General features: G+C 72.2%; 12 protein-coding genes. 6 read left to right on the top strand and 6 right to left on the bottom strand.

What is annotated here, in order from left to right; translation table 11 throughout:
• Positions 1-19 precede the first annotated feature (19 nt).
• The 6 genes from QSK34_RS30835 (at position 20) to QSK34_RS30810 (ending at position 6,592) form a co-directional block, all read left to right on the top strand.
• Positions 20-907 (top strand): serine/threonine-protein kinase, encoded by an 888-nt coding sequence (locus QSK34_RS30835; RefSeq protein ID WP_285589232.1) that lies wholly within the window; start codon positions 20-22, stop codon positions 905-907.
• Positions 904-1,392 carry a hypothetical protein gene (locus QSK34_RS30830; protein WP_285589230.1) on the top strand — a complete coding sequence of 163 codons (489 nt, stop codon included), beginning with the start codon at positions 904-906 and terminating at the stop codon, positions 1,390-1,392. The genes QSK34_RS30835 and QSK34_RS30830 overlap by 4 nt, the downstream gene beginning before the upstream one ends.
• Positions 1,393-1,503: 111 nt before the next feature.
• Positions 1,504-2,886 (top strand): diaminopimelate decarboxylase, encoded by a 1,383-nt coding sequence (lysA, locus tag QSK34_RS30825; RefSeq protein WP_285589228.1) that lies wholly within the window; start codon positions 1,504-1,506, stop codon positions 2,884-2,886.
• Positions 2,883-4,172: a homoserine dehydrogenase gene (locus QSK34_RS30820; protein ID WP_285589225.1), complete on the top strand. Its 1,290-nt coding sequence runs from the start codon at positions 2,883-2,885 to the stop codon at positions 4,170-4,172. Before lysA ends, QSK34_RS30820 begins: the two co-directional genes overlap by 4 nt.
• A gap of 152 nt (positions 4,173-4,324) precedes the next feature.
• Positions 4,325-5,665 carry a glycosyltransferase family protein gene (locus QSK34_RS30815; RefSeq protein ID WP_285589222.1) on the top strand — a complete coding sequence of 447 codons (1,341 nt, stop codon included), beginning with the start codon at positions 4,325-4,327 and terminating at the stop codon, positions 5,663-5,665.
• 150 nt (positions 5,666-5,815) lie between these two features.
• Positions 5,816-6,592 carry a polysaccharide deacetylase family protein gene (locus QSK34_RS30810; RefSeq protein ID WP_285589220.1) on the top strand — a complete coding sequence of 259 codons (777 nt, stop codon included), beginning with the start codon at positions 5,816-5,818 and terminating at the stop codon, positions 6,590-6,592.
• Here QSK34_RS30810 and QSK34_RS30805 read toward each other — a convergent pair.
• The 6 genes from QSK34_RS30805 to QSK34_RS30780 all read right to left on the bottom strand — a co-directional run bounded on the left by QSK34_RS30805 (position 6,589) and on the right by QSK34_RS30780 (position 15,053).
• Positions 6,589-8,022 (bottom strand): DUF2079 domain-containing protein, encoded by a 1,434-nt coding sequence (locus QSK34_RS30805; RefSeq protein WP_285589217.1) that lies wholly within the window; start codon positions 8,020-8,022, stop codon positions 6,589-6,591. The two genes, QSK34_RS30810 and QSK34_RS30805, sit on opposite strands and share 4 nt — an antisense overlap.
• Entirely contained in the window at positions 8,022-9,683 is a 1,662-nt protein-coding gene (locus tag QSK34_RS30800) for a glycosyltransferase (protein ID WP_285589215.1), read from the bottom strand. Before QSK34_RS30800 ends, QSK34_RS30805 begins: the two co-directional genes overlap by 1 nt.
• On the bottom strand, positions 9,680-11,506 hold the full coding sequence (locus QSK34_RS30795) for a glycosyltransferase family 2 protein (protein WP_285589213.1): 1,827 nt from the start codon (positions 11,504-11,506) through the stop codon (positions 9,680-9,682). Before QSK34_RS30795 ends, QSK34_RS30800 begins: the two co-directional genes overlap by 4 nt.
• A complete protein-coding gene (locus tag QSK34_RS30790) occupies positions 11,503-13,029 on the bottom strand; it encodes a glycosyltransferase family 2 protein (RefSeq protein ID WP_285589211.1) in 1,527 nt (508 codons plus the stop codon). The genes QSK34_RS30795 and QSK34_RS30790 overlap by 4 nt, the downstream gene beginning before the upstream one ends.
• Positions 13,026-13,490: a hypothetical protein gene (locus tag QSK34_RS30785; protein WP_161481389.1), complete on the bottom strand. Its 465-nt coding sequence runs from the start codon at positions 13,488-13,490 to the stop codon at positions 13,026-13,028. Before QSK34_RS30785 ends, QSK34_RS30790 begins: the two co-directional genes overlap by 4 nt.
• A 105-nt stretch (positions 13,491-13,595) precedes the next feature.
• Positions 13,596-15,053: a glycosyltransferase family 2 protein gene (locus QSK34_RS30780; protein WP_285589209.1), complete on the bottom strand. Its 1,458-nt coding sequence runs from the start codon at positions 15,051-15,053 to the stop codon at positions 13,596-13,598.
• Positions 15,054-15,249 lie beyond the last annotated feature (196 nt).

Raw genomic sequence — 15,249 nt, 5'->3', positions numbered from 1 at the left:
TCTGCAATAAAGTTGCGGCATGGTCATCGGTGACCGCTATGAACTGGACGACCTCCCGCTCGGCCAGGGCGGGATGGGCGCCGTCTACGGCGGCCACGACAGACATCTCGACCGCAAGGTGGCGGTCAAGTTCCTCCGTCCCCCCAGCGGGCCCGACCGGGAGCTGGAACGCCGGTTCATCCGCGAGGCCCGCATCCTGGCCCGGCTCGACCACCCCGGCGCGCCCGTCCTCTACGACTTCGGCACCCACGAGCAGCGGCTCTTCCAGGTGATGCAGTTCATCGAGGGCGTCACCGTGGCCGACGTGGTCAGCGAGCACGGGCCGCTGCCCGTCCCGTGGGCCGCCGCCATCGCCGCCCAGGCCTGCGCCGTCCTGTCGGCCGCCCACGCGCTCTCGATCTGCCACCGCGACCTCAAGCCGACCAACCTGATGCTCTGCCCCGACGGCACCGTCAAGGTGCTCGACTTCGGCCTGGCCATCCTGCGCGAGGCCGACGCCGGGCAGTTCACCCGGACCGGCCAGATCCTCGGCACGCCCGCCTACATGGCCCCCGAGCAGATCAAACGCGGCGTGGCCGACCCCCGCAGCGACCTCTACGCCCTCGGCTGCGTGCTGCACGAGATGCTCACCGGCCGCCAGCTCTTCACCGGCCCGACCGACTACGCCGTCTACGAACGCCAGGTCAAGGAGCGCCCGCCGAGGGTCCGCGACATCCCGGCCGGGCTGGCCGACCTGGTCGGGGCGCTGCTGGAGAAGTCGCCCGACCATCGCCCGCCGACCGCCGACGCGCTCTACACCGACCTCCAGCGCTACGCCGTCGACCTGCCGGCCCTGCCGGGCTTCCTGACGGCGGCGGTGGCGCCGACCCGGATGTACGCCCGCGTGGTCGGCCGGATCCCCGGATGATCCCGGTCGGCGACTGGGCCGACGAGGCCACCTATCTCGTCCGGGGCGAGCTGGTCATCGGGGAGTATCCCTGGGACCAGATCGCCAAGGTTCCGGAAAATCTGGCCGCCGAGACCTGGCCCGACTTCCCCCGCACCTGGGCCAACCCCGGCTTCGTGGTCCGCTACGCGTTCGCCCGCGCCCGCTGGGCCCGCCGGTGGGCCGGGACCGCCGACCCCGAGTGGGAGTCGCTGCCCGCCGAGTGGAGGGCCGTGGTGCGGCTGCTCGCGGAACTGCCCAGCCGCGGGCGGAGCCGTAAAGGAAAGTGGAAGACCTTCGCCGAGCACCTCGCCGCGCGTTATCACGACGCGTTCGAGGCCGCGAACCCCCTGCCAAGGGGGGACGCGGCGTTCACGGGCGCGTCGGCGGCGCGGGTGGCGACCGGCGACGCGGTCGCCGCCGTGCTCGCGGCGATCAGCGCGGAGCGGCTGCCGGAAAGGATTTAAGAGATCTTCCGGGCATGATGGCGTCAGACGACCGAATTTCCACTTTTCGTCACGTCTCGCTACGTGAGCACCTGTCTCGGGAGACACCTCAAGTCGGATAGCCTGCTTCGGGTGAGTCGATTCGCCCATCCCGCCGGTGACCGGCATGCCGAGGTGCTCCCGGAGGACCGGCCTCCCCACGCGCCCGCCGACCTGAACTCCATCGACCCGGTCATCTGGCCGCGAACGTCCGAGCGGATTGCGGGATCGCTCACGATCGGCGGGCTCGACGTCCGTGACCTGGCGAAAGAGTTCGGAACGCCGCTCTACGTCCTCGACGAGCACGACTTCCGGGCCCGCGCCGTCGACTTCCGGCAGGCCTTCCACGACGGCGAGGTCCACTACGCCGGCAAGGCGTTCCTGTGCCGCGAGGTCGCCCGGTGGATCATGCAGGAGGGCCTCGGCCTCGACGTGTGCAGCGCCGGTGAGCTCGCCGTCGCGCTGAGCGTCGGCTTCCCGCCCGACCGCATCACCATGCACGGCAACAACAAGTCGATCGCCGAACTGGAGAAGGCCGTCACGGTCGGGGTCGGCCACGTCGTCGTCGACTCCTTCGAGGAGATCGCCCGCCTCGGCTACCTGGCCGAGAAGCACGGCGCGCGGCCCAAGGTCCTGATCCGCGTCACGGTCGGCGTCGAGGCCCACACCCACGAGTTCATCGCCACCGCCCACGACGACCAGAAGTTCGGCCTGTCGCTGAGCAGCGGCGCCGCCGCCGAGGCGGCCCGCCGCATCCTCGCGATGCCGTCGCTGGAGCTCGTCGGCCTCCACAGCCACATCGGCTCCCAGATCACCGACACCGCCGGGTTCGAGGTCGCCGCCCGGCGGCTGGCCACCCTGCTGGTGCAGATCCGCGACGAGCACGGCGTCGAGCTGCCCGAGCTCGACCTCGGCGGCGGCTACGGCATCCCCTACGTCGACGGCGACGAGTCGCCCGACATGAAGGTCATCGCCGACGCGCTGCGCGAGATCGTTTCGACCGTCTGCCGGGGCAAGGGCCTGCCTGTCCCGCGCCTCACCGTCGAGCCGGGCCGCTCGATCGTCGGCACCGCCGGGGTCACGCTCTACGAGGTCGGCACGGTCAAGGACGTCGAAGGTCTGCGCACCTACGTCTCGGTCGACGGCGGCATGAGCGACAACGTCCGCACCGCCCTCTACGGCGCCGACTACACCGCCCGCCTGGCCTCCCGCGAGAGCGCCGCCCAGCCGATGTTGTCGCGCCTGGTCGGCAAGCACTGCGAGAGCGGCGACATCGTGGTCCGCGACCTCTACCTCCCCGCCGACCTGGTGCCCGGCGACCTGATCGCGGTGGCCGGCACCGGCGCCTACTGCCGGTCGCTGGCCAGCAACTACAACTACCTGCCCAAGCCCGCGGTCGTCGCGGTCGCCGGCGGCAAGGCACGAGTCATCGTGGCGCGCGAGACCGAAGAAGACTTGCTCAGGGGGCAGCTGTGAGTAAACCCGTCAAAGTGGCGCTGCTCGGCTGCGGCGTCGTCGGCTCCCAGGTCGCCCGCCTGCTCCAGGAGCAGGCCGACGACCTGGCCGCCCGGGTGGGCGCCCCGCTGGAGCTCGCCGGGGTGGCCGTCCGGAAGATGAGCCGCAAGCGCGACGTCGACCTCGACCCCGAGCTGCTCACCACCGACGCCCACGCCCTGGTCACCCGCCCCGACGTCGACGTCGTCGTCGAGGTGATCGGCGGCATCGAGCCCGCCCGCGGCCTGATCCTGGCCGCCATGGCCGAGGGCAAGTCGATCGTCTCGGCCAACAAGGCCCTGCTGGCCGAAGACGGCGCGACCCTCCACGCCGCCAACAAGGCCGACCTCTACTTCGAGGCCGCCGTGGCCGGGGCGATCCCGCTGATCCGCCCGCTGCGCGAGTCGCTGGCCGGCGACCGGGTCCACCGGGTGCTCGGCATCGTCAACGGCACGACCAACTACATCCTCGACAAAATGGACTCCACCGGCGCCTCGTTCACCGACGCGCTGGAGGAGGCCCAGTCGCTCGGCTACGCCGAGGCCGACCCGACCGCCGACATCGAGGGCTTCGACGCCGCCGCCAAGGCCGCCATCCTGGCCGGGATCGCCTTCCACAGCCGGGTCACCGCCGCCGACGTCCACCGCGAGGGCATCACCGGGGTCTCCGCCTCCGACGTCGCCTCGGCCAAGGCCATGGGCTACGTCATCAAGCTGCTGGCCATCTGCGCCCGCTCCGACGACGGCCGGTCGATCGGCGTTCGGGTGCATCCGGCGATGATCCCGCGCAGCCACCCGCTGGCCGGGGTGCGCGAGGCCTACAACGCCGTGTTCGTCGAGGCCGAGTCGGCGGGCCGCCTGATGTTCTACGGCGCCGGCGCCGGCGGCGCGCCGACCGCCTCCGCCGTCCTGGGCGACATCGTCGCGGTCGCGCGCAACCGCATCGCCGGCACCCGCGGCCCGTCCGAGTCCGTCTACGCCGACCTCGCGGTCCACCCCATGGGCGAGACGGTGACGCGCTACCACGTGTCGCTCGACGTGGCCGACAAGCCGGGCGTGCTCGCGACCGTGGCCGAGATGTTCTCCCGCCACGACGTGTCGATCCAGACCGTCCGCCAGGAGGGCCGGGGCGACGACGCCCAGCTCGTCCTGGTCACCCACCGGGCCTCCGACGCGGCGCTGTCGGCGACGGTCGAGGGCCTGCGCGAGCTCGACATCGTCCGCGCGGTGGCCAGCGTCATGCGCGTCGAAGGCGACGAAGCGCCCTGACCTTCGGGCCGCCGGTGTGACGGCGGCGTTCGGACCCGAGCGCCGCCGACCACGGGGCGACCTCCAGCGGCGAGCAGGCCCCGGCCCACGCCTCGGCGGCCGTCCCAGGGCGTCGTTTGCGCCCCTTGCGGCGCTTACGCCAAGGTAAGACGGTGCTCGCCCGTCCCGTCCCCCTGCTCGGCCTGGTCGCGCTGGGATATCTGGTGTTGCAGGCGCTGCTGGTCCCGGCCGACATGACCCTCGAATGGGACGAGGCCGTCTACACGAGCCAGGTCGCCCCGGGGGTGCCCGACGCCGTCTTCTCCGCCCCCCGGGCCAGGGGCGTGACCTGGCTGGTCGCGCCGATCGTCCAGATCACCACCGATCCGGTGGCGATCCGCTGGTGGATGATGGTCCTCGCGTCGGCGGGCCTGTTCCTGGCGTTCCTGCCGTGGACGAGGCTGCTCACGCCCAAGGTGCTCGTCCTGGCCGCCGGGTTGTTCGCCACGCTCTGGGTGAGCGTCTGGTACGGCCCGCAGGTCATGCCCAACCTCTACGTCGCCTTCGGCGCGGTGCTGGCGATCGGATCGTTGCTGGTCGTCCGGGAGTCGCCGTCCGCGTGGGGCTACGCGGGCCTCGCGGCCGGGTTCGCGGGGGTGGCGATGCTGCGGCCGAGCGACGTGCTCTGGCTGGGGGTGGTCGCCGGGCCGGCCGCGCTGCTGTGGCGGAGGTGGGCCGCCGCCGCGACCATCCTCGTCGCGGCCGCGCTGGGGTCGGTGCCGTGGGTGGTGGAGGCGTACACGAGCTTCGGGTCGCTGCTCCAGCGGTGGGCGGCGGCGGGGGAGGTGCAGGGCGGGATCGCGCCCGCGCCCGGGTTCTGGTACGAGTTCAAGGCCGCCAACGGGCCCGCCTTCTGTCGGCCGTGCGACATCCCGCTGGACAGGCCCTACCTGCTGATCTGGTGGCTCGCCCTCCCGGCGCTGGCACTCGTCTCGGCCCGGCGCCATCCCGTCCCGCTGCTGGCGGGTTTCGCGATGGCCGCGCCCTATCTGTTCCTGGTCGACTACGCCGCCCCCCGGTTCCTGCTCCCGGCCTACGCCCTGCTGATGATCCCGGCCGCCGCGACGGCGGCGCGGTTCCGGCCGCCGTTCGCGGTCCTGCTGGCCGCCTACCTGGTCGTCCAGTTCACGGCCTTCGCCGGGGTGAAAGGGCAGGACTACCCGCTGCGGCAGTTCCAGGCGGCGTTCGTGCAGAAGATGATCAACGCCGGGGTCACCCGGCCGTGCACCCTCGTGGGCGTCTCCGTCAACCCGGCCCACCAGTTCCTGACCGGGTGTGAGGTCCGGATCGTGAAACCCGGGGAGTCGGTCGCCGAGGCGGCCGAGGGCGTCCCCGGCGTCGTCGCCACCCTCAGCCAGAAGACGCCGCCGAAGGGCGCCGAAGAGTGGGACCGGCACGTTCTGGCCAGTAGCAACGGCAAACCGACCTGGATCACCATGATCCGCCCGAAGTGATGCGTGTGTACCGATTGCGTCTAGCAGCCGGTTTCGGGGGCATTACCCGCTAGCCTGGTCCCCTTCCCACCACCTTGACGACAGGAGTCGGTCATGCGGTCTTCGCTCCGCTTAGGAGCAGTGGGCGTCCTGTTGGGAACGCTCCTTCCGATGCTGCTGGTCACCGTGCCCGCGCAGGCCGCCCGCCCGAAAGCCAAGGTCAAGACGGTCGTCGCGCTCGGTTTCGACGACGGGGACGCCACCCACTTCACCGCCGCGAAGATCCTTGATTCACACGGTGTGCGCGGAACGTTCTACATCAACAGCGGCGACCTGAACACCAAGGGAAAACTCAGCGTCGGCCAGGTCCGCGCGCTCGCCCGGCAGGGCCACAAGATCGGCGGACACACCCTCCACCACGTGCGGCTGACCGACCTGACCGCCATCGACCAGCGGGTCGACATCTGCGCCGACCGGGCCGCCCTCCTCAAGCTCAAGATCCCGGTCACCACGTTCGCCTACCCCTTCGGCGCGAACAACGGCGACTCCCAGCACGCCGCCCGCTTCTGCGGCTACAACGCCGCCCGCACCGTCGGCGGCCTGGCCGTCAGCCCGTGCGACTACTGCGCGCCGGTCGAGTCGATGCGGCCCGCGATGCTCTACTCGATCCGCACCCACGGCTCGGTCAACTACGACACCACCCTCAACGACCTCAAGAAGCAGGTCGTCGCGGCCGAACGGGCCGGCGGGGGGCTGCTCCCGGTGGTGGTCCACAAGGTCTGCGCCCGCGTCTGCGGCGACTACTCGACCACCGAGAAGGTGCTCGACGACTTCCTGACCTGGCTCGACGCCCGCAAGAAGCACGGCACGACGGTCCGCCCCCTCGAAGACGTCATCGGCGGGAAGTCCCGACCGGTCCCCGACAAGTCGACCTGGGAAGAGTTCTAGGACCTGCGCAGGACGACGAAACCGCCCTCGTCGAAGACCGTCACGTAGCCCGTGGAGCGGAGCCGCGCCACCTCGGCCACCTGGTCTTCGACGCGGTCGAACGGCGTGGTCTTCCAGCGGGTGAAGGCCACGATCCACGGCGGGTTCTCGTAGTCGGGTTCCGGCTGCCACAGGATGACCGGGTTGCGCGCCGTCAGGCTCGCCCCCACCGGCAGCGCCGCCGCGACCATCGGCCCCGGCGGCACCGCCGCGACCGCCCTGCGGGCGACCGCCACATAGGCCGGCTCGGGGCCCAGTTCGGTCGTCAGGATCGTCCCGTACGCGAACATCGGCGCCGTGACCAGCCCGGTCACCAGCACCCCGGCCGCCCACGTCGCCCTCACCCGGGGCCCGAACCGGGCGATCCCGTCGACGGCGGCCAGGAACAGCGGGATCGCCAGGAACGCGTTGTAGTGGAACTCCACCCCCCACCAGTGGGGATACGACGACAACATGCGCTCGGCCAGCAGCGGCAGCGACAGCAGCGCCATCGGCGACAGCAGGCACGCCCCCAGCACCATCAGCAGCAACCAGCCCATCGTGACGAGCTTCTCCGGCGGGCTGCCCAATAGGGCCAGCGTCTGCAGCGGATGCGTCAACACGTGGACCAGCGCCGCGAACGGCCCGTCGCCCAGGTCCTCGTAACGCCAGTAGAAGCCGTCGCGGCCGCCGAAGAACGGGATGAGCACCTTGGTCGCCACCAGCACGGCCGCCACCCCGCCCACGACCAGCAGGGCCCCGGCCCTCCACCGGCCCCGGGCCGCCAGGTAGAGCCCGAACCCGGCGACGACCAGGCCCATGTCCTCTTTGGTGAGCAGCAGCAGGCCGCCCATGACCAGCGCGGCGCGGATGCGGCCGGCGTCGTGCCGCTCGACCATCCACGCGATCAGCGGCGGCGCGAACGCCACCTCGTGGAAGTCGAACTCGACGGCCTGGGCGACCGGCCAGCAGACGACGTACGCGACCGACACCGGATACGCGGCGGCGGCGCCGAGGCGGCGGCGGGTGAACATCCACAGCGGCGGCACGGCCAGCGCGAACAGCACCCCCTGCGCGACGAGCAGTGACAACGGGCCGTCGTTGAGCCAGTAGAGCGGCGCGAGCAGCGCCAGGATCGGCGACCAGTGGTCGCCCAGCAGCGAGAAGCCCTCGTCGTGGAAGCCGTCGAGATACTCCTTGGTCACCGACTCGGGCAGCCGGAACTCCGAGTAGCTCCGCACCCCCTGGTCGAAGATCGCGAGGTCGAGCACCCCGGCCCGCATGCCGCGCAGCTCCAGGTAGCCGACGAGGCCGTATCCGGCGGCCGCGAGCAGGACGATCAGGCCGACCCAGGGGCCATGACCACGAGCGGCCGCCCGCACCGGGAGGCCGCGACTCACCGTGAGGGTCATCAGCCCAGCAGCCGCCGGGCCTTGCGCAACGCGCGCTTGAACACCGTGCGCTCGCCGCTCCGTTGCAACCGCACCGTCTGCACCCGCCAGTTCTCCGCCTTGGCCCGCCAGCGCGCCGTGTCGGCGGTGCTCTTGGCGGCCTTCTTCTCCAGGGCGGCGACCTGCCGTTCCAGCGCGTGGACCTGCTTCTCCAGCCGCCCGGCGGCGATCTTGCGGTCGATGGCCAGGGCCCGCCAGTGGGCCGCCTCGGTGTTCCGGCTCACGATGGGCGGCTTGACCCGGGTGTCGACCACGCCGAACCCCAGCTCCTCGCCGTCGAGCCATTCGGAGCCGTACAGCTCGTGGACGACGTCGTCGAACTCCTCGCCGTCCTTGATGACGTGATGGGCGCGGGCGACGGCGGACGTGCGTTCGAGCCGGGCGGTGACGATGCCTTCGTGGGTCTCGGTCAGCGCGATGTGCAGCAGCCCGAGGTCGGCCGTGTCGGCCTTGGCGATCAGGGTGGCCAGGGTCTCGGCGGCGACCGTCCAGCCGGGCGGGCAGACCAGCCGGAAGGGGGCCGGCGCCGACGTCGGGCCGGGGTCTTCGACGAGGCGGACCCGGCCGTCGTGCTCGTAGCCGCCCTTGATCAGCCGGGCGTCGAGCCTCGGGTCGTCGAAGGCCGAGCGCCGCCCGTCGTGCAGGTCGGGCCAGTCGCCCACCAGGGTCACCCGCACGTCGGGCAGCGTGCTGACCAGCGCCGCGTCGGCCGTGCCGCGCACGTTCTCGTAGCTCGCGCCCCGGGTGTCGACGACCACGTCGACGTAGGGCACCAGCCACTGGCGGCCGCCCTCGGTGCGCAGGAACCGCCGGTAGGGGATGCGGTCGGCCACGAACGGTGCGTTGTAGCGCTTGACCTCGGGCTGCCGCCGCATCAGCGTCGACCGGCCGAGATGCCAGGCCGGCGCGTCGAGCTCGGGCACGAACACCGCGCCCGCCTGGGTGAGCCGGTAGCCGAGGTCGGTGTCCTCGGCCAGCACGAGCGAGGTGTCGATGCCGCCGGCCTGCGTCCACAGGGCGTGGTGCTGGGAGACGCTGGCCCCGACGTGGAGGCGGTGCAGCACCGGGCTGGGGGCCTTCCGGAGGCCGTCGTGCTCGTCGACGAGCTTGTGCCACCAGGCGTGGCCCTCGCACTCCTCGAACAGGGCGCCCTCCCGCCCCTCGCGGACGGCCTGGGCCAGCTCCGCCGCCGGCGGCAGGTCGGACTCCGACGTGGTGAACCGGAGCGAGCCCAGCACCACCAGGTAGTCGGCCGCGTGGTGCCACCGCATGTGGGCGCTGACGTGGCCGCGCGAGGGCACCACGTCGGCGTCGAGCCGCAACACGACCTCGCCGGTGGCGTGGCCGAACCCGGTGCGGACCGCCCACGCGATGCCCCAGCCCTCGTTGGGCACCAGCCGCACCCCCGGCGGCACCGAGAGAGGGCCGCCGTCGTTGACGACGATCACCTCCATGAGGTGGGCCGGGTAGTCCTGCGCGGCCAGCGCGGCCAGCGTCAGGTCGAGTTTCGGCTGGCAGTCGCGGGCCGGGATGACGACCGACACGGTCTTGCCGGGTCGCCAGGAGCCGGCACACGGCGGCACCAGCACGCCGTAGTCGTTGCGGGGCACGCGAGCCGTCATGACCTGCCTCCCGGGAGCTCCATCAGGGCGTTGGGCCGGAACCCGCGCCACTGCCGCTTGTTGCGTTTGAGGAAGGTGCCGATCGGCTCCCGCCAGGTGTGCTCGGTGGCCTTGCCCCGCCGCAGGATGTAGCCGAGGCCGTGACCTCGGTAGATCGTCCCCCCGGCGGCCTGGACGGCGTGCTGGAACTGGGTGTCGACCGATCGGGGCAGCGGGCGGAAGCCGCCCACCGCGTCGAAGGCCGAGCGGGTCGCCAGGATCGTCCCGCCGGCGATGAAGTTGGTGACCTGTTCGGTGATCTGCTGGTGGTGGACGGTCACGTCGATGGCAGCCAGATAGACGAACTCCGGCGAGGTGCCCATCACGTCGGCGCCGCTGTAGGAGTGGGCGAGCAGCAGGTCGGCCAGGAAGTCGGGGCCGTACCAGTCGTCGTCGTCCATCTTCAGCAGCATCGAGCCGGAGGCCCGTTCGGCGGCGGCGTTCAGCACCGACCCGAAGGTCTGGGCGTGCGGCGCCTGGTAGACCGTCAGCGGCCGGTCGAACTTCTCGATCGCCGCGGCGACCCCGGGGTGCTCGCGGGGCACGCCGTGCAGCGCCAGCACGACTTCGAGGTCGGCCTCGCGCTGGCGTCCGGCCTGTTCGAGGGCGAAGGCCACCTGGTCGGGCCGCCGCGTGGCCAGCAGGATCGAGGTGGTCGGCAGATACGACCCGACCGCGCCGAGCCGTGCCCAGCGCTCCTTCACCCCGTGGTCGCGCAGCGCCCGCCGCCGCAGCCGGATGCTGTGCTCCTCGCGGGTCAGGTCGTCGTCGAGCACGCCCTCCGGGGCGTCGCCCAGCAGGGCGACCAGCCCCGGGCCGAGCGCCCCCGCCCACGCCGGGACGTGGTCGCACGTCAGCGGCACCCCGGCCGCGGCCAGCCCGGCCACGATCCTGACGGCGGTCAGCGGGCCCGTGCTGCCCAGCGTGTGGGCGCGCCGCCAGTCGATCGTGACGCCGCGCAGCTTGCGGACCCGGTTGACGTCCACGACCGTCACCGCGCCCGACCGCGCGATCCGGGTGAGCACCGCGCCGTCGTACCGGATCACCCAGGCGTCGTCGGCGACGGTGAGCTCCCCGACCCCCTGCGTCGGCACGCTGACGAACCCGATCGGATTGACCGACCGGTCGTCGACGGGCGGCACCAGCGCGGGATCGGTCAGCCCGGCCGCCAGCAGCCGCTCGCCGCCGGGACGCCCGATCTCCTCCCAGCTCGGCGAGCCCGGCCGGTCGACGACCACGGCGTCGCCGGCCCAGGGGGCCGACGCGTCGGTGCGCACCACCAGGTCACCGGCGGGCGCGCCGATGCGGATCGGCACCGGGCCCGCCGGGTCGGCCAGGGCCGCGTTGGGGTCGCCCGGCCGCCAGTGGGCCGCGCCCGGACCGGCCAGCACCGGCACCGGCGAGGCGCCGGCCTCCAGCCGGTTCCCGGCGAACGCGCGGGCCACGGCCGCCACCACCCGGCCCGAGGGCGTCGGGGCGTTGAAGGTGACGTCGACCTGCCAGCCGGCGCCCTTCTTGAACGTGCGGACCTCGGTCAGCGCCCGCCACCGGTGGGCCGGGGTGAGCGAGGGGTTCGGCGCGGTGAACCAGTGGGGCGCCTCGGCGACCACCACCGACACCTTCGCCGCCCTGGGCAGCGCCGCCTGCAGCGTCATCGCCCGGCGCAGGTCGGTCGGGGTCTTGGCGACCACCGTCACCTCGGCGACCTCGGCCTCCGGATCGAGGTGGAGATCGCCGTCGAGGTCGTCGTCGCCCTCGTCGAAGCCGATCCGGTAGGTCGTCATCGGCCCCTCCATCGCCGCTTGGCCGGCGGCTGGGCGGCGAGCTTCGCGGCCTCCGCCTTCCACCGTTCGGCCTCGGCCCGGTGCTTGCGCGCCTCGGCCTTGTGCTTCTCGGCCAGGGCCCGCCAGGTCTGCGCGTCGCCCTTGATCGGCTCGGCCTCCGCCAGCGGCACGATGCCGAACTCGCCCCCGTCGACCCAGTGGGCGCCGAACAGCTCGTCGACCACGTCGTCGGGGTCCTCGCCGGGGAACAGCCGGGCCCGGTTGTAGGCGGCCGTCCGCTCCAGCCGGGCCGTCGCCACGCCGTCGTGGGTCTCGGCGAGGGCGGCGCAGACCAGCCCGTGGCCCTGCGTCTCGGCGAGCTTGACCAGCCGGGCCACGCTGTCGGCGCCGAGCGACCAGCCCGCCGGGAGGGTCAGCCGGTAGGGGGCCCGCACCACGCGGTTCACGCGGGGTTCGCCGGCGTAGAGGTTGCCGAGCAGCCGCAGGTCGAGCATCGGCTCGTCGAGCGAGGCCCGGCGGCCGGTGGGCAGCTCCTGCCAGGGGCCCTCGATGGTGACCGAGAGGTCGTGGATCGTCCCGGCCAAGGCGCTGTCGACGGTCCCCCGGGTCTCCTCGTAGGTGGTGGCGGCGACGACCACCTCGACGTACGGGACCGAGTAGACCCGCCGTGGATGGGTGCGCAACCAGCGGAGGTCGGGGATGCGGTCGGCGAACAGGGTCCAGTTGTGCCGGTGCACCTCCTTCTCCCGGAGCATCACGGTCGACTTGCCGACGTGCCAGCTCAGCGCTTCGGCGTCGGGGATGAACACGGCCCCGGCCTGGGTCAGCCGATAACCGAGCTCGGTGTCCTCGCCCATGTTCATCGTCACGTCGACGCCGCCCGCCCGCGCCAGCATGGCCGCCCGCACCGAGGTGGTGGCGCCGGAGTGCAGCCGCGACGGGTTCGACCGCGCGTCGCGCAGGTGCCGCGTCTCGGCGAGCGTCTTCTCCAGCCACACATGAGGGTGGACGTCCGCCCCCGGGAACAGGTTGGCCGACCGCCCGGCGGCGACCTCGGCGTAGACGTGGCCGGGGGAGGGGTGCTCGGCGGAGACGAACCGGATCGTGCCGTGCACGACCAGGTATTCGGCCAGGTGGTGCCAGCGCATGTGGGCCTCGACGTGCTCACGGTCGAGCAGCATGTCGGCGTCGAGCCAGTGGATCACGTCGCCGGAGGCGGCCGAGGCCCCGGTCTGCCGGGCGGCCCCGCGTCCCCACGAACCGGCGGGCACCCGGACGATCCTGGTCCGGTGGGGCGCCAGCGGCGGGAGCCTCAGCGCGGGCGTGCTGCCGTCGTCGGCGACGACGACCTCGGTCAGGTCGGCCGGGTAGCTCTGCGCCGCCAGCGCGGCGAGGGTGCGGTCAAGGGCGTCCTGACACTGGTAGGCCGGGATGACGACGCTGACGGACAGGCGCGGGGTCCACGCGCCCAGCGGCGCCGGACGCAGGGAGCTCCAGTCGTTGTGCCTGACCCGTGCCGTCAACGCTCGCCCACATCGGTCCTCACCCGGGGCGGCGCCCCGGTGATGCGGCGGATCTCCTTGATTTCTGCCTCGACCTCGTTGCGCAGGAACATCGCGTTGACGCGGTCTTCGCCGAGGGCGGCCAGCACCGCGCGCAGGTCGTCGTCACGGCGGGCCGCGCCCTCGGCCAGCAGCCGGGAGGCCTCGGCCAGCTCAGCGGAGACCGTGCCCAGCGTGTCGGTGACGCGGGCGAGGTTGGTCTCGAGCTTCTTCACGCGGGTGTCGATCCGCTGGGTCTTGCCGTCGAGCCGCCGCACGCTGAACAGCACCAGCGCCAGCGCGGCCAGGCACGCCCCCGACAGCACCAGCGACAGGGCGTCGGCCACGGGAAGCGCGCCCATCAGGACGAGGGCGGCGAGCGCGGCCAGGACGACCGTTCCGGCTGCTGCGCCGAGCATCGCCAGACGGCGGAGCGTGGGCATCTTTTGTCAGCCTCCGTGTCAACAAGGAATGGATCGGGATTCTATTGGAAGATCTCTCATGATTCGTTGGCGGGAATGCTGAAATCTTGCCGTTGAATCGACATGTCATGACGTCAAACGGCGAAACAACCCTAGCCCTCGCCGCTTCTCCTGGGGCACGTCGGAGCCGGGATCGGGACCGGGCCAGAAGACCGCGGGAGGAGTCCGCCTGACCCCGTGTGTCTGGCGGATGACATCGTGGGGGGTTTCGCGTGGACCGGCCAGCAGCAGGGCGCGCGAAACCGCTTCGGTGCGTTCCATCACGGCCTCGGTCCCGGCGGGGGATTCGGTCACCAGGACGCCCAGCCGGCCGTCTGTCATCGTCCGTGTCATGCGTTCGAGGGTTTCGAAGGCGAGCGGCGCGTGCACCGACCCGCGGTAGCGGAACGGGACGGGGAAGGCCGTCGCCGGGGCCGTGTCGGCCAGGTGGACCCGGGGGTCGCCGCGCATGCTCTCGCTGATCAGCCGCAGCTCGAACTCCTGGCCCGCCATGGCCTCGCCGCGCCCCGTCCTGATCGACGACCACGGCCCGACGAGCAGCACCCGCACGTCGGTGATCGACCCGGTCAGCGCCGACTCGACGGCGTCGCGCACCTCCCGCTCGCTCGCCTTCGACACGTCGAACACCACTTCGACGTACGGCGTGTGCCACGTACGCCCCCGCTGTTTGCGCAGGTCACGGCGGAGCGGGATGCGCTGCGCGTGATAGGGCTCGACGGCCTTCACGATGGCCGCCCGGTTGCGCTTCTGGGCCGGCACCCCCATGTGGACGGCCTTCGCCGACAGGTCGGGCACGAACACCGCGCCGCCCTGGGCCAGCCGGTAGGCGAACTCGGTGTCCTCGCCCCGGTGCACCTCGGCGTCGAGCCCGCCGACCGCCTCCAGCAGGGTGCGGTGCAGCGACAGGGTCGGGCCGGTGACGACGTGGTAGGGGTTGCGGCTCTTCTTCATGCCGTCGAGCCGCAGGATGGTGCGCTCGGTGCTGCTCGGCGTCGCCGCCGACAGGTCGATCAGCTCGCCGATCCGTTCGGCGGCCACCGCCTCGGCGACCTGCTCGGGGGTGAGCACGGGCGGCTCGACGAAGACCTTGGCGCCGATCGTGACCAGGTAGTCGGTCAGGTGGTGCCAGCGCAGCAGCCGTTCCAGGTGGTCGCGGTAGACGACCATGTCGGCGTCGAGCCGCTGCACGACCGTGCCCTCGGTGACGGCGATTCCGGCGTTCAGCGCGAACGCGGGCCCCCAGCCGCCGGGCCCCGAGCGGATGACCCGGGTGTTCTCCGGCCGAATTCTCGGCAGCCGCAACGGCGGCAGGCTGCCGTCGTCGACCACGACGACCTCGGTCAGATGGGCGGGATAGGTCTGCGCCGACAGGGCGGCCAGGGTGAGGTCGACGAGCGGCTGGTTGCCGTGGGCCGGGATGACCACGCTGACCGGGAGGCGCGGCGCCCAGTGGCCGGCCTCCGGCGGCGACAGCGGCGAGTAGTCGTTGTGGCGGATCCGGGGCCGGGCGGCGGTGCCCGTCACGATGCCATCTCCTTCACGCGTACGCCGGTCTGCTGCGGAACGGTGATCGACAATAGTCAACCTCCCTGGCAGATTCCTGAGAGCGTATTAGGCGGACAAAAAGGGCGCGCTACCCCGTATTCGGGTGGTCGTCCCACCTGGCGGACGCCGAATCCCGGATCTCGAACGTTTGCCCGTAGACTCGGTGCCCGATAAC

The organism is Herbidospora sp. NBRC 101105 (assembly GCF_030269205.1).
Taxonomy (GTDB): Bacteria; Actinomycetota; Actinomycetes; order Streptosporangiales; family Streptosporangiaceae; genus Herbidospora; species Herbidospora solisilvae.
Note: the sequence above shows the minus strand (reverse complement) of the source record. Positions and strands in the feature narration are given on the sequence as shown.